Origin of the sequence: Achromobacter sp. RW408, assembly GCF_003184165.1 — a bacterium.
GTDB lineage: Bacteria > Pseudomonadota > Gammaproteobacteria > Burkholderiales > Burkholderiaceae_B > Achromobacter > Achromobacter xylosoxidans.
Map to the genome: position 1 here is coordinate 399,066 of NZ_QHHO01000047.1, position 19,740 is coordinate 418,805.

At 68.0% G+C, this 19,740-nt stretch carries 18 protein-coding genes and 1 riboswitch; of the genes, 11 read left to right on the forward strand and 7 right to left on the reverse strand.

The features are described from left to right. Positions 1-82: 82 nt before the first annotated feature. The 4 genes from DK459_RS18005 to DK459_RS18020 all read left to right on the forward strand — a co-directional run bounded on the left by DK459_RS18005 (position 83) and on the right by DK459_RS18020 (position 2,864). Positions 83-1,003, forward strand: coding sequence for a branched-chain amino acid transaminase (locus DK459_RS18005; protein ID WP_006389008.1), 921 nt, complete (start codon positions 83-85; stop codon positions 1,001-1,003). A gap of 79 nt (positions 1,004-1,082) precedes the next feature. Next, positions 1,083-1,295: a zinc-finger domain-containing protein gene (locus tag DK459_RS18010; RefSeq protein ID WP_110134959.1), complete on the forward strand. Its 213-nt coding sequence runs from the start codon at positions 1,083-1,085 to the stop codon at positions 1,293-1,295. 34 nt (positions 1,296-1,329) lie between these two features. Then, the gene (locus tag DK459_RS18015; protein ID WP_006389006.1) at positions 1,330-1,752 is read left to right on the forward strand and encodes a nuclear transport factor 2 family protein; all 423 of its coding nucleotides are present in this window, start codon (positions 1,330-1,332) and stop codon (positions 1,750-1,752) included. A gap of 11 nt (positions 1,753-1,763) precedes the next feature. Continuing rightward, positions 1,764-2,864 carry a YheT family hydrolase gene (locus tag DK459_RS18020; RefSeq protein WP_110134960.1) on the forward strand — a complete coding sequence of 367 codons (1,101 nt, stop codon included), beginning with the start codon at positions 1,764-1,766 and terminating at the stop codon, positions 2,862-2,864. Positions 2,865-2,907: 43 nt separating this feature from the next. Here the strand turns inward: DK459_RS18020 and DK459_RS18025 are convergent, their stop codons facing one another. Beyond that, on the reverse strand, positions 2,908-4,416 hold the full coding sequence (locus tag DK459_RS18025; protein WP_162838330.1) for a M48 family metalloprotease: 1,509 nt from the start codon (positions 4,414-4,416) through the stop codon (positions 2,908-2,910). A 72-nt stretch (positions 4,417-4,488) separates the two neighbouring features. On the opposite strand from DK459_RS18025, the gene galU reads away from it, so the two are divergent. Further along, positions 4,489-5,334 carry a UTP--glucose-1-phosphate uridylyltransferase GalU gene (galU, locus tag DK459_RS18030; protein ID WP_024067870.1) on the forward strand — a complete coding sequence of 282 codons (846 nt, stop codon included), beginning with the start codon at positions 4,489-4,491 and terminating at the stop codon, positions 5,332-5,334. A 28-nt stretch (positions 5,335-5,362) separates the two neighbouring features. Here galU and DK459_RS18035 read toward each other — a convergent pair whose 3' ends face one another. The 5 genes from DK459_RS18035 to DK459_RS18055 all read right to left on the reverse strand — a co-directional run bounded on the left by DK459_RS18035 (position 5,363) and on the right by DK459_RS18055 (position 12,502). Then, positions 5,363-6,250, reverse strand: a complete 888-nt coding sequence (locus tag DK459_RS18035; protein ID WP_102949892.1) for a cytochrome c oxidase assembly protein — start codon at positions 6,248-6,250, stop codon at positions 5,363-5,365. Between the two features lie 87 nt (positions 6,251-6,337). After that, positions 6,338-7,444, reverse strand: a complete 1,107-nt coding sequence (locus tag DK459_RS18040; RefSeq protein WP_054443169.1) for a porin — start codon at positions 7,442-7,444, stop codon at positions 6,338-6,340. Positions 7,445-7,498: 54 nt separating this feature from the next. Further along, positions 7,499-10,300, reverse strand: coding sequence for a magnesium-translocating P-type ATPase (gene mgtA, locus DK459_RS18045; protein ID WP_110134961.1), 2,802 nt, complete (start codon positions 10,298-10,300; stop codon positions 7,499-7,501). A 419-nt stretch (positions 10,301-10,719) separates the two neighbouring features. Then, entirely contained in the window at positions 10,720-11,052 is a 333-nt protein-coding gene (locus tag DK459_RS18050; RefSeq protein WP_006388999.1) for a hypothetical protein, read from the reverse strand. Positions 11,053-11,497: 445 nt separating this feature from the next. Then, positions 11,498-12,502, reverse strand: a complete 1,005-nt coding sequence (locus tag DK459_RS18055) for a sodium:calcium antiporter (RefSeq protein ID WP_006388998.1) — start codon at positions 12,500-12,502, stop codon at positions 11,498-11,500. Between the two features lie 79 nt (positions 12,503-12,581). Next, positions 12,582-12,743, reverse strand: a riboswitch (yybP-ykoY riboswitch). A gap of 134 nt (positions 12,744-12,877) precedes the next feature. On the opposite strand from DK459_RS18055, the gene DK459_RS18060 reads away from it, so the two are divergent. Then, positions 12,878-14,221, forward strand: a complete 1,344-nt coding sequence (locus DK459_RS18060; protein WP_020924982.1) for an aminopeptidase P N-terminal domain-containing protein — start codon at positions 12,878-12,880, stop codon at positions 14,219-14,221. An 82-nt stretch (positions 14,222-14,303) separates the two neighbouring features. Here DK459_RS18060 and DK459_RS18065 read toward each other — a convergent pair whose 3' ends face one another. After that, entirely contained in the window at positions 14,304-14,768 is a 465-nt protein-coding gene (locus tag DK459_RS18065) for a TM2 domain-containing protein (protein ID WP_024067865.1), read from the reverse strand. Positions 14,769-14,848: 80 nt separating this feature from the next. On the opposite strand from DK459_RS18065, the gene DK459_RS18070 reads away from it, so the two are divergent. The 5 genes from DK459_RS18070 to ruvC all read left to right on the forward strand — a co-directional run bounded on the left by DK459_RS18070 (position 14,849) and on the right by ruvC (position 19,644). Then, positions 14,849-16,018 (forward strand): UbiH/UbiF/VisC/COQ6 family ubiquinone biosynthesis hydroxylase, encoded by a 1,170-nt coding sequence (locus DK459_RS18070; protein ID WP_110134962.1) that lies wholly within the window; start codon positions 14,849-14,851, stop codon positions 16,016-16,018. An 83-nt stretch (positions 16,019-16,101) separates the two neighbouring features. After that, the gene (dusB, locus tag DK459_RS18075; protein WP_035199573.1) at positions 16,102-17,127 is read left to right on the forward strand and encodes a tRNA dihydrouridine synthase DusB; all 1,026 of its coding nucleotides are present in this window, start codon (positions 16,102-16,104) and stop codon (positions 17,125-17,127) included. Between the two features lie 36 nt (positions 17,128-17,163). Next, on the forward strand, positions 17,164-17,403 hold the full coding sequence (locus DK459_RS18080) for a helix-turn-helix domain-containing protein (RefSeq protein WP_006217670.1): 240 nt from the start codon (positions 17,164-17,166) through the stop codon (positions 17,401-17,403). 103 nt (positions 17,404-17,506) lie between these two features. Beyond that, positions 17,507-19,096 (forward strand): bifunctional phosphoribosylaminoimidazolecarboxamide formyltransferase/IMP cyclohydrolase, encoded by a 1,590-nt coding sequence (purH, locus tag DK459_RS18085; protein ID WP_049057796.1) that lies wholly within the window; start codon positions 17,507-17,509, stop codon positions 19,094-19,096. Next, a complete protein-coding gene (gene ruvC / locus DK459_RS18090) occupies positions 19,096-19,644 on the forward strand; it encodes a crossover junction endodeoxyribonuclease RuvC (RefSeq protein ID WP_006388993.1) in 549 nt (182 codons plus the stop codon). Before purH ends, ruvC begins: the two co-directional genes overlap by 1 nt. Positions 19,645-19,740 lie beyond the last annotated feature (96 nt).

Here is a 19,740-nt window from a genome sequence, read left to right on the forward strand (position 1 = left end):
GCGCCGGTGCGCGAATAGGCCGCTATTGTAACCTCGCCGCTTGATACAATACGGCCCTCGGGTTTAGAGAGGGAGACAGGCCATGTCGATGGCTGACCGCGATGGCTTCATCTGGTATGACGGCAAGCTCGTGCCCTGGCGCGACGCGACCACGCACGTCCTGACCCACTCCCTGCACTATGGCCTGTCGGTATTCGAGGGCGTGCGCGCCTACCGTTCCGAGATCGGCACGGCGATTTTCCGTCTCGAAGACCACACCAACCGCCTGTTCAACTCGGCGCACATCTACCAGATCCCCATGCCGTTCGATCGCGACACGATCAACGAGGCGCAGCGGACGGTGGTGCGCGAGAACCAGCTCGAATCCTGCTACCTGCGGCCGCTGGTGTTCTACGGTCCTGAAAAGATGGGCGTGTCGCCCAAGGGCGCCAAGGTGCACGTGGCGATCGCCGCCTGGCCCTGGGGCGCCTATCTGGGCGAGGAAGCCCTGTCGCAGGGCATCCGGGTCAAGGTCTCGTCGTTCGCGCGCCAGCACGTCAACGTGACGATGCCGCGCGCCAAGGTCGCCACCACCTACGCCAACTCGATCCTGGCCAACACCGAGGCGCTGCAGGACGGCTACGACGAGGCCCTGTTGCTGGACACCGAAGGCTTCGTGGCCGAGGGCTCCGGCGAGAACCTGTTCCTGGTCAAGGACGGCGTGCTGTGCGAACCCGAGATCGCCTCGGCCCTGACCGGCATCACCCGTTCCACCATCCATGCGCTGGCCGCCGATTTCGGCCTGCGCGTGGTGACCAAGCGCCTGACGCGCGACGACGTCTACATTGCCGATGAAGCCTTCTTCACGGGCACCGCCGCCGAAGTGACGCCGATCCGCGAGGTCGACAACCGCCAGATCGGCTCGGGCCGGCGCGGCCCCATCACCGAGAAGCTGCAGAAAGCCTTTTTTGACATGGTGAATGGCCGCAACCCGAAGTACCATCACTGGCTGAGCAAAGTCTGATTCGCGCCGTCCTGCCTGGCGGGACGGCATTACTGCCCCAACCTACCGTCCTACCGGTATTTTTTATTCAGGAAATCCCATGACCGCCGCTGCCCCGGCCGCCGCCCCCCACGAAGTCATCGAAGTCGGCGCCGAAGACCTGCCTGTGTTCTGTCCGGGTCCCAAGGCCCCGCTGTGGAGCATGCACCCGCGCGTCTTCCTGGACGTCGCCCACACCGGCTCGGCGCGCTGCGCCTATTGCGGCGCCGAGTACAAGCTCAAGCCCGGCACCGTGCTGCACAGCCACCACTGAGAATCGCCGCTCAACAGCCATCCGTCCCGCCATCATGTTCGCCACGCCCGAAGAAGCAGAGCACGCGTTCTACGAAGCCCTTGAGCAGGGGGACGCCGTCCGCCTGATGCAAGTGTGGGCGGACGACGAGGAAGTCGTCTGCATCCATCCGGGAGGCCTGCGCATCGTCGGCCACTCGGCCGTGCACGAATCCTGGCAACACGTGCTGGCGAACGGCCCGCTGCACATCCGGCCGCTGCGCCCGCTGGTCATGCTGAGCATGATGTGCGCGGTGCACGTGCTGGTCGAACAGGTGGCGGTGCGCACGCGGGAAGGCACGCAGTTCGCCAACTGCTACGCCACCAACATCTATCACAAGGGCCCCACGGGCTGGCGCATGGTCATGCACCACGCCTCCTCGGCGCCCACCGAAGCCGGGGTGCTCGACTTGCACGACGTGCCCGACATGCTGCACTGATCGGGTCGACTTTGGCTGCTGCTCGTTTCGATACCACGCCCTGCCCCGTTCCCTCCTGGCTCCCCGGAGGCGATGCCCAGACGGTCTACGCCGCGCTGTTCGCGCAATACCACCGCATCGCTTTCGTGCGCGACCGGGTCGAGACGCCCGACACCGACTTCGTCGACTTCGACTGGACCGGGCCGGGGCTGTTTCCGCACAAGGCCGCCGACGGCGCGCCCGTCAGCGGGCAGCAACCCGTGGCCAACGGCAAGACCGCGGCCGCGCGCTGGATGACCGAGGCCGACTGCAAATCCTTGCCGCAGACGGCCGACACGCCGGCGCTGCTGCTGTTCCACGGCCTGGAGGGCGGCAGCAACAGCCGCTATGCGCAATCCATCGCGCACCACTTCCGGGCGCGCGGCTGGATCGTGGTCATCGCGCACTTCCGCGGCTGCTCGGGCGTGCCAAACCGCCTGGCGCGGGCCTATTATTCGGGCGATTCGGCCGAAGTCGGCTTCCTGCTGAACACGGTGCGCAACCGCATCCCGCACGCGCGCTGGCACGCCGTGGGCGTGTCGCTGGGCGGCAATGCGCTGCTGAAATACCTGGGCGAACACCAGGAGGACACCGGCTGGCTGACCGCCTGCGCGGGCGTCTCGGTGCCGCTGGACCTGGTGGCCTGCGGCAAGACCCTGTCGACCGGATTCTTCAACCGCAAGGTCTACACCAACCACTTCCTCAAGACCCTCAAGCACAAGGTGCTGGAGAAAGCCCATCGCTACCCCGGGGCCATCGACGTGATGCGCATCGCCCACGCGCGCGACCTGCGCGACTTCGACGATGCCTACACCGCGCCCATGCACGGCTTTCGCAATGCCCTCGATTACTGGACGCGCGCCTCCAGCAAGCCCTGGTTGCCGCGCATCTCGGTGCCGACGCTGGTGCTGAACGCGCTGAACGATCCCTTCATTCCCGCCAGCGCGCTGCCCAAGCCCGACGAATGCTCGTCCAGCATCCTGCTGCACCAGCCCACCGATGGCGGCCACGCGGGCTTTCCGACGGGCGCCTTTCCCGCCCACCTGGGCTGGCTGCCGCAGCGCCTGGGCCGCTTTTTCGAAACCGGGCTGTAAACGGCCGCCGTCGGGCGGCTCCCCACGGCGCATCCGGCGAGCGTCAGCCTGACTTGAAGCGCTCCAGCAGCTGGCGCTCTTCGGCCAGCTTGTCCTTGACTTCCTTGATCTGCACGTCGATCTGCGATTGCTCGTAGAAGTCGCTGGACATGCCGCGTGCCTGCTGCAGTTGCGATTCCGCCGCGGCGAAGGCGCCTGTCATCACGTAGTAGCGCGCCAGGTCGCGCCGTGCCTGCACCGGCTTGCCGGTGCGTTCCTCGCTCTGCGCCAGCATCTGGTAGAGGCTGGGCTCATCCGAGCCCCATTGCTTGATCTTGGCGCGCAGGTAGTCCTGCGCTTCGGCGTGGCGGCCGTTGGCCTGCAGGGCCGTGGCGTAGGCGATGCCCAGGGCCCGCTGCTCGGGCCAGCGGCGGGTGGCGGCCTGGGCCAGGTCCTGCGCGCGCCGGTTGTCCTTGCGGGCCAGCGCGATGTCGACGGCAAGCCTGGCCATCTGCGGCGAATCGCGGCCATCGGCCTGGGCCTGCGCGAGCTGGCGCTCGGCCTCGTCCAGGCTGTTGCGCTGGAAGGCCTGCAAGGCCAGTCCGTAGTAGGCCGCCGAGCGGCGCACGCCGGACAGGGCCTGGGCCTCGTCCTGCAGCTGCTGGCCGGCCGTGCGCAGGCTGACCGCGTCGCGGCCCTGCACCACGCGCATCTTGGCGCGGATGTACCAGAAGTCGTCGCTGTCGACATGGCGCGACACGGGCAGCGATCGCACGCGGTTCTGCACGTCGGACATCCGCTCGATCGACAGCGGGTGGGTGCTGGCCCAGGAACCGCCGCCCGCCCCTTCGTTCAGGCGCGAGGCGTTCATCAGGCGCGAGAACATCTGCGCCATGCCCTGGGCATCGTAGCCGGCCTTGGTCAGCATGGTGAAACCGGCCCGGTCGGCCTCGCGTTCGGCGTCGCGCGAGAAGCCAAGCTGGCGGTTGATGGCGGCGGCCTGGCCGAACGCGGCCACGCCCATCGCCAGGTTGCCGCCGCCGCCGGCCAGGGCCGCCAGCAGCGCGCCCGCCAGGCTCGCCAGCATGACCATGCTGTTCTGGCTCTGCTGCGTCATGCCGCGCGCGATATGGCGCTGCACCACGTGGCCGATTTCGTGCGCCAGCACCGCCGCCAGTTCCGATTCGCTGCCCGAGGAGACGATCAGCCCGGTGTTCACGCCGATGAAGCCGCCCGGCATGGCGAAGGCGTTGATCTCGGGATCGCGCACGCCGAACATCTCGACGTCGGGCACCGCCCCGGGCGAGAACGCCGCCAGCTTGCGCCCCATGGTGGTCAGGTACTGGCTGAGTTCGGGATCGTCGACATAGGTCGGATCGCGGCGCCCCTGCGACATGATGGCTTCGCCGAGGCTGCGCTCCAGCGCGGGCGAGAGATCCGCGGAAGATGCGGCGCCCATCGAGGGCAACCCCACCGGCTGGGCCCAGGCCGTCGCCGGCAGGGCCGGCACGGCCAGCGCGGCACAGATTCCGAAGATCGCGCCCCGCTGCGCAATCGAGCAAATGGATGGCATTTTCCTGCGGTTCATGAGCCTATGATAGCGATGCGCTTAAAATGTTTCATCGATACCCCCAACGAGGTTTCAATGCGTCCCGTCCGTAAAGCCGTTTTCCCCGTCGCCGGCATGGGCACGCGCTTCCTGCCCGCCACCAAGGCGATGCCCAAGGAAATGCTGCCCGTCGTCGACAAGCCGTTGATCCAGTACGCCGTCGAAGAAGCCGTGGCCGCCGGCATCACCGACCTGATTTTCGTTACCGGTCGCAACAAGCGGGCCATCGAAGACCATTTCGACTCCGCTCCCGAACTCGAATCCGACCTCGAAAGCAAGGGCAAGCACGAGCTTCTCGCCATGGTGCGGGGCATTCTACCCGCCCACGTCAATTGCCTCTATATCCGTCAATCGGCGCCGCTGGGGCTGGGCCATGCCGTGCTGTCGGCCGCGCCGGCCGTGGGCGACGAGCCGTTCGCCGTGCTGCTGGCCGATGACCTGATCGACGCCGACACGCCAGCCATGAAGCAGCTGGTCGATATCGCCATGGCCCAGAACGCCAGCGTGCTGGGGGTGCAGGACGTGCCGCGCGAAGACACGCGCAAGTACGGCATCGTCGCCACCCGTGATGGCGAAGGCGATGGCCGCACCGAACGCGTCACCCACATCGTTGAAAAGCCCGATCCCGACGCCGCCCCCTCGACCCTTGCGGTGGTGGGACGCTACGTGCTGGAAGCCGCCATCTTCGATCACCTGCGTTCGACCAAGATGGGCGCCGGCAATGAGATCCAGCTGACCGACGGCATCGCCTCGATGATGCGCGAACGCGCTGTCTATGCGCACCGCTACGACGGCACGCGCTACGACTGCGGCAACAAGGCCGGGATGTTCCAGGCCACCGTGGCGCTGGGCAGGAAGTACCACGGCCTGCTGCCGGAATGACGACGAGGCGGCCGCACGGGCCGCCTGATCACTCGCTTGCGTGGGCGCGGCCAATCGGCCGCGCATGACGCGCCCGCGCCAGGGCGTCGCGATCGGCCTTGCGCAGGCGGCCCTTGGCCGACAAACGCATCAGCGTCCCCAGGGCCACCATCAACCCGATCACCTCGACCAGCGCCGCGGGAATCCACATGGTCAGGCCGCCGATGGTCTGGTCGGTCTGCGCCGACATGGCGATGGCCCGGCCGCACAGCTCGAACAAGGGATAGATATCGCTTTCGGTGAAGGCGATGACGGCGCCCGCCACCATCTGCGGCAACATGGTCAGGATCGGCGAAATCACCCGGCCGCCCGGGGTCATCGCGGCCGGCGGGGCGGGCCGGCGGTCGAGGATCAGGTTCCAGTACATGAAGCCACTGATCACCACCGACCAGTTCATCAGGCGGTAGAGCCGCCAGTCGAGCATCGAATAGAACTGCACCGACGGGATCAGCCAGACCAGCACCAGGAACACGAACAGCGTCGGCACGAAGATCTTGTTGGTCAGCACCGCCACGGTCAGGCGGCCGGCGCCGGTGCGCAGGAAGTCACGCAGCCGGATGCGCCAGGCCATCGGCAGGCCGGCGCGCATGACCTGCCCGGGAAATGCCGCCATCACCAGCAACGGCCCCAGGTGGTGCAGCACCAGATGCTGGATGCGGTGGATGAAGAACATGCGTTCGGCGTAGTAGTCCAGGCGGGTGTGCATGGACAGGTACAGCAGCACCATGCCCGTCCAGAACAGCACGCGGCGCGCGCCCGTGACGTGATGCGCGCGCTGGCCGCGCACGAACAGCACGATGGCCACCAGGAAGGAGGCCACCAGCGTGGGAGAGAACTCCCAGGGTATGAGCCATTCGAGACTGTCCATGCGGGTCATCCGGAAAATGCCGACGGGGGCGTGGCGGGTTCGGGCCGGAACACGCAGCCGGGTCGATTGTAGTAGACCCGGCCGCCCCCGTACGGCTCAGAACCGGTGCGAAATGCCCGTACCGAAGCGCGAGGTGTGGGAATGGCCAGGGTCGAACTGGTTGTCCAGGGTGTAATTGGACGCGTAGCCGGCGAACGCGTAGAGCGTGGTGCGCGGCGACAGGTCATACGTATACCCCAATGTCACCAATTGCGCATTGCGCGCTGTCGAACCGTCCTCCCATTTCCAGTCGGGCCGCGCCAGCGACCACTGCGCCACCACGGCGCCGTGGCCCACGGGCACGCTGGCGCCCAGCAGCCAGGCGTTGACGCTGCCGCCGCGCGCAAAGGCCGCCGGCCCCAGGTTCTGCCCCAGGCCGTCCGGATCGCCACCATCCAGCCCGACATAGCCATTGCGCTGGCGCGACCAGGCGACCGACACCTTGACGACTTCGAAATCGTAGGACGCCCCGAGCTGCACCGCCCGCGGCCGCCCCGCCTGGCCCGCCGGCGGCTCGGCCAGGCGCAACTGGTCCCAGGTGGCGACCGCCAGCAAGGGACCGTCCTCGTACTTCAGGCCCAGGCTCAGCGCGCGGTTGTTGGCCGCGGTCTTGAAGCGGTCGCGGCCGTCGGCGTCGAAGGAATAGCCGATGCCCGCCTGCAAGCCCTGCCAGGTGGGCGTGTAATAGTTGACCAGGTTGCTGAACTGGTAGTTGTCGGAGGCCTTGAAGGTGGCGCCCATGCCCATTTCCTTCCATGACGCCAGCTCCAGCGCGTTGCCGTAGGTCTTGCCGACCGTGTACTGGCGCCCCAGGCGCAGGTCGCCATAGTTATCATGGGCCAGCCCCACCCAGGCGCCGTAGTTGAACAGGCGGTCGTCGTCGGCGCGCTTGCCGGTGGACGGATCGAAACCGCTTTCGAGCTGGAAACGGCTGCTCCAGCCGTCGCCCAGGTCCTCGGAACCGCGCAGCCCCCACAGGGAGTCGGTCAGGCCGCCGTTGAGCAGGCCGTTGTGCGTGCCCTGGCCGGAGGTATGGGTGGTGGCCACGCCCGCGTCGACCACGCCGTAAAGCGCTACGCCCGACGCCCCGCCGGCCGCACAGGTGGCCAACGGCCAGCTGGCCGCGCCCGCCACCAGGGTGGTGGCAACAGTCGAGATTTTCATGCACATCTCCTGAACCCGGCGGCGGGCCCTCCGCCGCCGGACATATCGAATTGACTATTGCCAGCCGTAGCGACGCACCCAGATACCCTTGAGCATTTGGGTCAATACGCAGTAGCTCAGCAGGATCCCGGCCAGCCAGGGGAAATAGCTCCACGGCAGCGCCTGCAGCTGGAAGTAGCCGGCCAGGGGCGAGAACGGCAGGAACAGCCCCAGCCCGACCACCATCACCGTCATCGCCATCAGCGGCCAGGCGGCGCGGCTCTGCAGGAACGGAATCTTGCGTGTGCGGATCATATGCACGATGAGCGTCTGCGACAACAGGCCTTCGACGAACCAGCCGGACTGGAACAGGGTCTGGTGCTCGGGGGCGTTGGCCTGGAACACGTACCACATGAGCGCGTAGGTGGCGATGTCGAAGATGGAGCTGATCGGGCCGAAGAACACCATGAAGCGCCCGAGTCCGGCCGGATCCCACTGCTGCGGCTTCTTGAGCAATTCCTCGTCGACATTGTCGAAGGGAATCGCGGTCTGCGAGATGTCGTACATCAGGTTCTGCAGCAGCAGGTGGATCGGCAACATCGGCAGGAACGGCAGGAAGGCGCTGGCCACCAGCACCGAGAAGACGTTGCCGAAATTGGAGCTGGCGGTCATCTTCAGGTACTTGAGCATGTTGCAGAAGGTCTTGCGGCCTTCGATCACGCCATCCTCCAGCACCATCAGGCTCTTTTCCAGCAGGATGATGTCGGCGGCCTCCTTGGAGATATCGACCGCCGAGTCCACCGAGATGCCCACATCCGCGGCGCGCAGGGCCGGCGCGTCGTTGATGCCGTCGCCCATGAAGCCGACGGTGTTGCCCTGGGCGCGCAGCATGCGCACGATGCGCTCCTTGTGCGCCGGGGTCAGGCGGGCGAACACATTGGCCTCGCGCACCGCCGCGGCCAGCCTGGCGTCGTCCATGGCCTCGATCTCGGCGCCCAGGTACACCTTGCGGACTTCGAACCCGACTTCGCGGCATACCTTCTGGGTCACCAGTTCAACGTCCCCGGTCAGGACCTTGACCTCGATGCCGGAATCGCGCAGCGCGGCCAGGGCCGGGCCGGTGGATTCCTTGGGAGGGTCGAGGAAGGCGATGTATCCGACCAGCACCAGATCGGCCTCGTCCGCCACGCCGTAGGCCTGCTGGGTGGGCGGCAGCTCGCGCACGCCCACCGCGATCACGCGCAAGCCGTCGCGGTTCAGTTCGGCCGTCACGCGACGGATATCGGCGCGCCGCGCATCGGTCAGCAGATGCACCTCGCTGCCGACCCGCAGGCGGGTGCAGACGGACAGCATTTCCTCCAGCGCGCCCTTGCAGATCAGTTCATGGTGCTCACGCCCGTTTTCGGTTTCGCTGACCACCACCGACATGCGGCGGCGCGAAAAATCGAACGGAATCTCGTCGATCTTGCGGTAGCGGGCGGCCAGGTCCAGCTTGCGTTCGACCTCGGCGTGGCGCAGCACGGCCACGTCGAGCAGGTTCTTCAGGCCGGTCTGGTAGTAACTGTTGAGATAGGCGTAGGCCAGCACGTCGTCGCTGGTGGCGCCGTACACATCGGTGTGGCGCTCGAGCGCGATGCGGTCCTGCGTCAGCGTGCCGGTCTTGTCGGTGCACAGCACGTTCATCGCGCCCAGGTTCTGGATCGCGTCGAGCCGCTTGACCACGACCTTGCGCCGGGACATCCTGACCGCGCCCTTGGCCAGCGTGGCGGTGACGATCATCGGCAGCATCTCCGGCGTCAGGCCGACGGCGATGGCCAGCGCGAACAGCAGCGCCTCGAGCCAGTCGCCCTTGGTGAAGCCATTGATCAGCAGCACGATCGGCGCCATCACCAGCATGAAGCGGATCAGCACCCAGCTCACCCGGTTGATGCCCTGCTGGAACTGCGTCGGCACGCGCGAAGCCTGGGTCACGCGCCCGGCCAGTTGGCCGAAGTAGGTGCCGGAGCCGGTCGCCACCACCAGCGCGCTGCCGGAGCCGCTGACCACGTTGGTTCCCATGAAGGCTATGTTCTCCAACTCCAGGGCGTTGCCCGTCGCGGTGCGTTGCACTGCGTACTTTTCCACCGGCAGCGACTCGCCGGTCAGGGCTGCCTGGGCCACGAACAGGTCCTTGGCGCCCAGGATGCGGCAATCGGCCGGGATCATGTCGCCGGCGGAAAGCAGCACCACATCGCCGGGCACCAGTTCCGCCAGCGGCACCTCGATCTGGCGCGAACCGCAGGCGTGCAGCGTGGCGCCGAAGAAGCGGCGGGCATCGCCCTCGGCCATGCCCGCGGGGTCGCTGCGCAGCACGGTGGCGGTGTTCTGCACCATCGCCTTGAGCGCTTCCGCGGCGCGGTTGGAACGGCGTTCCTGCACGAAACGCAGCAGCGTCGAAATCGCCACCATCGAGCCGATGATGATGACGCCCTTCCACGACTGGTCGTCGGGCTCGGCCATGTACACGTCCGTGACCCAGGACAGCGAAGCCAGGCCGGTCAGCAGCAGGTTGAAGGGATTGCGGAACGATTGCCAGAGATGGGCATACCAGGTCAGCGGCTTTTCGTGGTCGACCTCATTGGCGCCGTAGCGCGCGCGGGCCTCTTCGGCCTGGACCTGGGAAAGGCCGCCGCGGCCGCTGCGGAACAGGGCGAACAGCGCGTCGAAATCCTGTTGCGCCACATCCAGCATGCGGCGATTGGCGCGGCGCGCTGCATCGGAAGTGTCGGCCGCGGCCTGCCCGCCGCCCTGCTCCAGCATGGGCGAACGCCGAAAGTGCCGGCCAGAGCGCCGCAGCCCGGCCGCGGACGAGAAAAAAGTCTTGAGGAATTTGAACATCGTAGTGTTCCCGTTATTGGTGTTGTTATGGAAGACACGGACGACAGGCGCCAGGCGCCGCGCGCGGGCAGCACGGGGCCGCGACCCGCCCGGGCGGGTCGTGGTCGCCCCGTACGGGCGTGCGCAGGCACCGGGGCGATGTTGCCGGTGTCCGGATCGCGTCGAGGCGCGCCGGGTGCGTGAAAGCGGAACGGGAAACTAGCGGGAGAACCGGGGCCGGCGGCAGTGGCGCGCGAGGAGCGGGCCTGGCCGGAGGTTCGGGGCTGCGGATTCCGTACTAGACCGGGTGACTATCCGGCCAGTCGGCTCGCAAGGGAGAAGACGGGTCAGACAGGCATGCCGGCGCCGCGCACGTGGCGCAATCGAGGCTCGGGGTCTAAGGCACTGGGCATGGTCTCTCCTGGGGGTGACGGGCGGCTTCAGGCCGCCAGCGGTTGCGCGCCGAAATGCACGTGGCGCACGGCGGGATTGGCGCTGAGCCGACGGGCTTGCGACATCAGTTCGCCACGCAGTTCGGGCGGGCAATTGACGGTGATGCAGGCCGAAGCCAGGCCGGGGTCGCGCCCCTGGTCGATCTGCACTTGCGACACATCGAGCCCGGCGGCGCTGAAGTCCAGGCAGATCTGCTTGCGCAGGGCGCCCAGTTCATCGCGCGGGCAGATGACCGTCAGGCGCGACGTGCCGCGGCGGCGGCCCATGGCGGTGGCACGATCGACGCCGGCGCGGCGCAGGAACAAGTCGAAGAAACGCATAGCGACCTCCATTGCGTAATGGGAGCGGCTTTCGCGCATACGCGCGCACGCGAGGCACACGGCGCCAGGCGAACGGGCACGGAAAGACGTGCGCGCGCGTTGACGCTGCGACTAGCGGCGGTTCTGGCGGTTTATGTTGGGAAGAATCCCCGCAAGCCGTGGGCTTGCGCTGCTGCCCGGCACGAGACCCGGGGCGGGGGGATACAACCGCAACCTGTTCAACAGGTTGCGGCAGACGGAGTTCTGCGTGGACCTGTCAAACAGCGGCGTCGATGCAAGATCGACTACTTTCGCCGGAATCGGTATTCACGAAGACTGCTCCTGGGATGGATAACGGGCAGAATTTTACGCGGGTTTCCACTGATGGACAAGGTTTGCCGGCATAAAAATTGCTTTTGCGCGCAAAAAAAGGCGCGAGGCCGCGGTGCCTCGCGCCCTTGCCCGGTCACGCGTAGAAATGCCAGCCCAGATAGGCCGCGAACAGGGCATAGAAGCCGCCCACCGCCGACAAGGCCGGCACGCTCATGCCGGCGCGACGGAAACGCAGCCACAGCAGGCTGATGGACAGCATGGTGAACAGGCCGGCGGCCAGCAGCGGGCCATCGAGCAGCCAGGGCGTCAGGAAGATGCCGAGCGCGCTGGGAATGGTGGCCTGGATCATCATGGCGCCCGAGATGTTGGCCAGCGCCAGGCGTTCCTTGCCCTGGCGCACCCAGATCAGCGCGTTCATGATTTCCGGCAGTTCGGTGGCCACCGGCGCCAGCAGCAGCGCGGCCACGTGCGGCGAGGCGCCCATGGCGATGCCCAGCAGTTCGATCTGGTTGACGAACACGTGCGAGGCGCCGGCAATCACGACCAGGGCCAGCAGCGTCTGGGTCGCGGCCCAGAACATCGACGGATTGTCGTCGCGCGGGCGCAGCTTGAGCGGTTCCAGGTCCTCGCAATCGATGCAGTCCTCGTCGTTGCTCAGTTCGCGCTTGATGTACAGGCCGTAGGTGGCCAGGAACAGGATGCCGAGCCAGGGTTTCCAGGCGAAGGCCAGCAGGCCCAGGCCGACCTTGAAGACGAAGATGCCCATGAACCACGCCTGGTCGCGGGCCAGCCGGCGCTGGTCCGCGTTGATACAGTTGGCTTGCGCGGGCTGGCCGCGGCGCGCGCGCCACAAGGCCAGGCCGACCACGGCATAGGCCAGCGTCGCCAGCACCAGCGGGCCGCCCATGGCCGCGCCGACGCCGATGTCCTTCTGTTCGGGCGTGTCGCCGAACACCACGGCCATGAAGGTCACGGCGCTTTCCGGCAAGGCGGTGCCGAAGGCGGCCAGCACCGTGCCGGTCGCGGTGGCGCCGAGCTGGAAGCGATGTCCGACCCATTCAACGCCATTGACGAAGAATTCGCAGGCGAGATAGATCACTGCCGCGGACAGGAAAAACAGGAACAGGGTGAGCAACATATAGGCGAGCCGGACGAGCAGAAACCAATTGGCGCGACGCAGCGGCTCGCCCGGCCAGGGTGAACGCTACGCGGCCAAAGGTCTCGCCTGGCTGATCCATGCGCGGGCGGACCGCGGCATGGAGACCGTTAGCGCCATGGAGTCCTGGAAACCGCGGTGCGGCACCGAACCACCAAGTCTGTTGACGCTAACTCCTTTGGGGACAAAGGATGGCTACTCCCCAATGACAGAGCCGCGATTGTAGCAGTCCGCCGGTGACAGTCCAGTGAATCCGCACGCCGCGCGCGGGAATGGCGCCGGACTGTCGCATCGGCGGCACGACGGGTAAAGTAAGTGGCACCACAGCTTCCCGCCGGGCCTTGCGCCCCTTTGCCCATGAGCCTGCCTCCCACCGATATCGCCCCCTTCGCCGCCCGCCGCCAGCGCTTGATGGACCGGATGCGCGCCGATGGCGGCGGCATCGCGATCCTGGCCACCGCGCCCGAAGCGATCCGCAACCGCGACGCCGAATACCCGTACCGGCACGACAGCGACTTTTTCTACCTGACCGGCTTCACCGAGCCCGGCGCCTGGCTGGTGCTGATCGCCGGCGCCACCGACCGCGCCCTGCTGTTCTGCCGCCCGCGCCACATCGAACACGAGATCTGGGAAGGCCGGCGTTTCGGCCCGGAAGCCGCGGCCGAGCATTTCGGCTTCGACGACGCGCACGCGCTGGACGCCCTGGACGAACTGGTGCCGCAGTTGCTGCAGGACCAGCCGACCCTGTATGCGCCGCTGGCGGGCGACAAGCGCGGCGACGGCCGCCTGCACCGCTGGCTGGCGGCCGCGCGCGAAGCCAGCCGCGGCGGCCACCAGCCGCCCGCGCGCCAGCAGGACATCCGGCCAATCCTGGCCGAGATGCGGCTGGTCAAGGACGCCAGCGAAATCGCCGCGATGCGGCGGGCCGCCAAGATCTCCGCCGGCGCCCATGCGCGCGCCATGCGGGCCACGCGCGCCGGCATGCGCGAATACGAACTGGAAGCGGAACTGCTGTACGAGTTCCGCCGGCATGGCGCTCAGGCGGTGGCCTACAACAGCATCGTGGCGGCCGGCGCCAATGCCTGCGTGCTGCACTACCCCGCCGGCGAAGCGGTGCTGCGCGACGGCGACCTGGTGCTGATCGACGCCGGCTGCGAGGTCGACAGCTATGCCAGCGACATCACCCGCACCTTTCCGGTCAACGGCCGCTACAGCGGCCCGCAGCGCGCCCTGTACGATCTGACGGTGGCGGCCCAGGAAGCGGCGGCGCAGGCCACCGCGCCCGGCCGCGGCTGGAACGACGGCCACGAAGCCGCCGTCCGCGTGCTGGCGCAGGGCATGCTGGACCTGAAACTGCTCAAGGGTTCGCTGGACGGGGTGATCGAGTCGGGCGACTACAGCCGCTTCTACATGCACCGCACCGGCCATTGGCTGGGGCTGGACGTGCACGACGTGGGCGACTACCGCCAACCGGGCGCGGCGCCCGGCGCCGAACGCCCGTGGCGCACGCTGGAGACCGGCATGATGCTGACGATCGAGCCCGGCATCTATGTGCGCCCGGCCGACGACGTGCCCGAGGCCTACTGGAATATCGGCATCCGCACCGAGGACGACGCGCTGGTGACGGACGAAGGCTGCGAGCTGATCACGCGCGGCGTGCCGGTGCAGGCTGGCGAGATCGAGGCGCTGATGCGCGAATGATGGCGCGGGCGGGCGCCGCGCCAGGCCCGCCCGCGGGGGGCCGGGGGGATCTGCCCACTACGGGGGACCTGCCTACAGGTGTCTACAGGGTCAGGCCGTCCAGCCAGCCCATCGCCACCCAGACGTAGACCACCACCATCGCGATGGCGAACATGGACACGGTGGCGCCGACCAGGCAGGCCAGGATGGCGACCAGCACCGGCCCCCAGCCGGTCTTGCGGGATGGCGGCAGCCCGGGGTTGTAGAGGCGGTCGAACTTCTCGTCGGACATCAGCGAGAACACCGCGCTCTCGATGAAACCGTCGATCATGGGAATGAACAGCAGGAAGAAGGCCGGGTTGTCGTACCAGACCGGGAAATAGCGGAACGCACAGAACAGGCTGAGCAGCGCCAGCACGGTCACCAGCCAGGCATGGCGCCGGCCCAGGTACCACCAGTGCGCCCCGAGCCAGCCGAACAGGCAGGCCAGCAGGCCGACGGCGACCTTGCCGCGCGGACGGCGCGGGATTGCGGCGGACAGCGAAGATGAAGCCTGGAGCTGCGTCATGTCAATCAACCTGTGCAGGGGGCGCGCACGCCAAGCCGCGCCGGCAGACCCGGATTGTAGTGGACGGGTAAAATCCCGGCATGACTATCTCCGCCTTCGACATTGCGATTCTCGGCGCCGGCCCCGTGGGGCGTGTCCTGGCGTTGATGCTGGCGCGCGTGGCGCCGGACCCGTCCCGCATCGCCCTGCTGCAGGGCGCGTCGCCGGCGCCCGTCACGCCGGCCGCCGCCGTGCCCGCGGCCGATCCGCGCGTGCTGGCCATGAACCACGGCAGCCGCGTGCTGCTGGAATCGCTGCACGCCTGGCCCGCCAAGGCGGCGGACATCCTCAACATCCACGTCTCGCAGCGCGGCCGGCTCGGCCGCAGCGTGATCCGCAATACCGATTTCGACGTGCCGCAGCTGGGCTGCGTGGTCGCCTACTCGGCGCTGCACGCCCGCCTCGAAGAATGCGTGGCCGCCAGCGGCGTCACGCTGCTGTCCGGGCCGCCGGCCGTGGTGGACGGCCAGGATGCCGACGGCGTGCGCATCAGCCAGGGCGATGCCGCGCTGAGCTGCCGCATCGCCGTGCAGTCCGACGGCGCCGGGGGCAGCGACGTGCGCCGCGAGTACGGCCAGCACGCCCTGCTGACCACCGCCCAAGCCAGCCTGCCGCGCCGCGGCTGGGCCTGGGAGCGCTTCACCACCGAAGGACCGCTGGCGTTGCTGCCGCACCCGCAGACGCCGGACGCCTATTCGGTGGTCTGGTGCAGCGCGCCCGAGCGCGCGGCCGAGCTGGCGGCGCTGGACAACACCGCCTTCTCGCAGGCGCTGAGCGCGGCCTTTGGCGACCGCCTGGGCCGCCTGACGTGCCAGGCGCCGCGCCATGTCTTCCCGCTGGCGCTCAGCGCGCGCCGCGCCCTGGTGCAGGGCCGCGTGGCCGTGATCGGCAATGCGGCGCAGACCCTGCACCCCGTGGCGGGACAGGGGCTCAACCTGGGGCTGCGGGACGCCGCCAGGCTGGCCCAGTCCCTGGGCGGCTGGCTGGCCCAGCCAAACGCCACCCCCCACCCCGCGCTGCACGACTTCGCCCGCGCGCGCCAGGTCGACCGGGTCATCACCGCCGGAGTCACCGACCTGATGCCACGCATCTTCGCCACCGGCCTGGCGCCGGTCGAACACGCCTGTGGCCTGGCATTGCTGGGCCTGGACCTGGCCGCGCCCCTGCGCGCGCCGCTGGCGCGCCATCTGCTGCAGGGTTTCCGGGCCTGATCTCGCCCTTTTTTTGCCCGCCTGTTACCAAGCGGTTGCGGAGCAAAAAATGGGGGTTCGATCGAGCCGGTTAAAATGTGACCATGCGCATAGGCCCGTGGACTCTTCCCAACAACGTTCTGGTCGCGCCCATGGCGGGCGTGACGGATCGTCCTTTCCGACAGCTCTGCAAGAAATTGGGGGCCGGTTACGCCGTGTCGGAAATGGCCGCCAGCAACCCCAAGCTGTGGGACAGCGTCAAGACCTCGCGCCGCCTGAACCACGACGGCGAGATCGCGCCCATTTCAGTGCAGATCGCCGGCGCCGACCCGGCCATGATGGCCGAAGCGGCCGTGTTCAATGCCAACAAGGGCGCGCGCATCATCGACATCAACATGGGCTGCCCCGTGAAGAAGGTCTGCAATGTGGCCTCGGGTTCGGCCCTGCTGCGCCACGAAGACCTGATCGCCCGCATCCTGGACGCCGTGGTCGAGGCCTGCGCGCCGCTGGGGGTCCCCGTGACCCTCAAGACCCGCACCGGCTGGGACCGCGACAGCCGCAACGCGCTGCGGGTGGCCAGGCTGGCCGAAAATGCCGGCATCGCCGCCCTGACGCTGCACGGGCGCACCCGCGCCGACCTCTATACGGGCGAGGCGGAATATGACACTATCCGCGCCGTCCGCGCCGAGCTGAAAATCCCGCTGATCGCCAATGGCGATATCGACTCGCCCGAAAAAGCCAAACGCGTCCTGGATTACACTGGCGCCGATGCGGTCATGATCGGCCGGGCGGCCCAGGGCCGTCCCTGGATTTTCCGCGAAGTCGACCACTACCTGCGCACGGGCGAAACACTGGCCCCTCCCGGCTATGGGGAAATGCGCGAACTGCTGCTCGAACATCTCGACGACCACTACCGCTTCTATGGCGAACACACCGGCGTACGCACGGCGCGCAAGCACATAGGGTGGTATCTGGACGGCCTGCCGGACGCGGACTCGTTCCGCGACCGCATGAACCTGATCGACAACACCCGCGACCAGTGGCGGGCGGTGTCGGATTGGTTCCTCAATCTTTCCCGCGACGGCAACCCCAACCCGGCGCCTGTCGCGAAAGCCCTGCTGGCGGCATGACCGCCTCAACACCAACATAAAAATATCTGTACTCCGATGAGCAAGAAAGATGTCCTGGAAGAATGCGTGCGCGCCAGCCTGGAGCGCTATTTCGAAGACTTGGGCGAATCCGAGCCCCACGACATGTGGGACATGGTGATGCGCTGCGTGGAGCGCCCGGTCCTCGAAGTGGCGTTGGAACGGTCCGGCGGCAACCAGTCGCGGGCGTCCGAAATGCTGGGCATCACGCGCAACACCCTGCGCAAGAAGCTGCTGGCCCACAACATCCAGGTATAGCGCATTGCCGCGCGGGCGGGCCGGCTGGCGCGCCCCGCATGACAGATTTCCCATCCCGACCTGAAGCGAGACAGGCGCACGCGCCCCACTCCCGTCCCTCACCATGAAAATCGAAACCGCCCTGCTTTCGGTGTCCGACAAGACCGGCATCGTTGAATTTGCCCGCGCCCTGGCCGCGCGCGGCGTGCGCCTGCTGTCGACCGGCGGCACCGCCAAGCTGCTGGCCGAATCCGGCCTGACCGTCACCGAAGTGGCCGCCCACACCGGCTCGCCCGAGATCCTGGACGGCCGCGTCAAGACGCTGCACCCCAAGATCCACGGCGGCCTGCTGGCCCGCCGCGACAGCGCCGAGCACATGGACACCATCAAGGCGGCCGGCATCGATCGCATCGACATGCTGGTGGTCAACCTGTATCCGTTCCGCGAAACCGTGGCCAAGCCGGATTGCACCTTCGCCGACGCGGTCGAGAACATCGACATCGGCGGCCCGGCCATGCTGCGCGCCGCCGCCAAGAACCACGGCACCGAAGCCGGTGGCGTGACCGTGGTGATCGACCCGGTCGACTACTCGCGCGTGCTGTCCGAAATGGACCAGGGCGGCGCCACTTCCTACGGCCTGCGCCTGGCGCTGGCCGCCAAGGTCTACGCCCACACCGCGGCCTACGACGGCGCCATCGCCGCCTACCTGACCAGCCTGACCGAAGCCGAACCGGCGCAGGACGCCGTGCCGGCCCGCCAGGAATGGCCCGGCACCCTGACCCTGCAGGTCAGACAGGAACAGGCCCTGCGCTACGGCGAGAACCCGCACCAGACCGCCGCGTTCTACGTCGACGCGCAGCGTCCGGCCGGCCTGCTGGGCAACTACCGCCAGCTGCAGGGCAAGGAACTGTCGTACAACAACATCGCCGACGCCGATGCCGCCTGGGAATGCGCGCGCAGCTTCGAGGCGCCCGCCTGCGTCATCGTGAAGCACGCCAACCCCTGCGGCGTGGCCGTGGCGGCCGACACGCTGGGCGCCTACCAGCAGGCCTTCAAGACCGACCCGACCTCGGCCTTTGGCGGCATCATCGCCTTCAACCGCCCGGTCGACGCCGCCACCGCCGAAGCCGTCAGCGCCCAGTTCCTGGAAGTGCTGCTGGCGCCGGCCTATGACGGCGCCGCGCTGGCCATCCTGGCCGCCAAGAAGAACGTGCGCGTGCTGGAAGTGCCGATGGGAACGGGCCAGAACGCCTTCGACGTCAAGCGCGTCGGCGGCGGCTGGCTGGTGCAGAGCCCGGATGCCTACAACGTGCCGCGCGACGCCCTGAAGGTCGTCACCAAGCGCCAGCCCACCGAGCAGGAAATGAACGACCTGGCGTTCGCCTGGAAGGTCGCCAAGTACGTCAAGTCCAACGCCATCGTGTTCGTCGGCGGCGGCATGACGCTGGGCGTCGGCGCCGGCCAGATGAGCCGCATCGACTCGGCCCGCATCGCCTCGATCAAGGCCGAAAACGCCGGCCTGACGCTGAAGGGCTCGGCGGTGGCGTCGGATGCCTTCTTCCCGTTCCGCGACGGCCTGGACGTGGTGGTGGCCGCGGGCGCGACCTGCGTGATCCAGCCCGGCGGCAGCGTGCGCGATGACGAAGTCATCGCCGCTGCCGACGAGCATGGCATCGCCATGGTGCTGACCGGCACCCGCCACTTCCGCCACTGATGCGCGTCCTCGGCATCGATCCCGGCCTGCGCCGCACCGGCTTCGGTGTGATCGATGCCGACGGCCCGCGCCTGCGTTATGTCGCCAGCGGCACCATCGTGGTGCCGCCGGCTCTGACGCTATCCGAACGCCTCAAGGTCATCCTGGACAACCTGCGCCAGGTGGCGCGCGACACGCAACCCGACGTGGCCGCGCTGGAAATCGTCTTCCTGAACACCAATCCGGCCTCGACCCTGCTGCTGGGCCAGGCCCGCGGCGCGGCGCTGTGCGCGCTGGCCGACAGTTCGCTGGCGGTGCACGAGTACACCGCGCTGCAGATCAAGAAAGCGGTGGTGGGCACCGGCCGCGCGGCCAAGGAACAGGTGCAGATGATGGTGCAGCACCTCCTGGCGCTGGACGGCACCCCCGCCCCCGACTCGGCCGACGCGCTGGCCTGCGCCATCTGCCACGCCCACGTCGGGCCCTTGCAGGACCGGCTGACGGAATTGGGCACGCGCCTGAGCCTGAGCGGCAAGACCCGCATCCGCAACGGCCGCCTGCTGGGCTGAAAACGCCGCGGCCCGCGCCACGCGGCGCGCGGACCCGTATAGAATCCCCGCATTCGCCGCGACTGACGCGGCCTCTTCTTCTGCCAGGCCACTGCC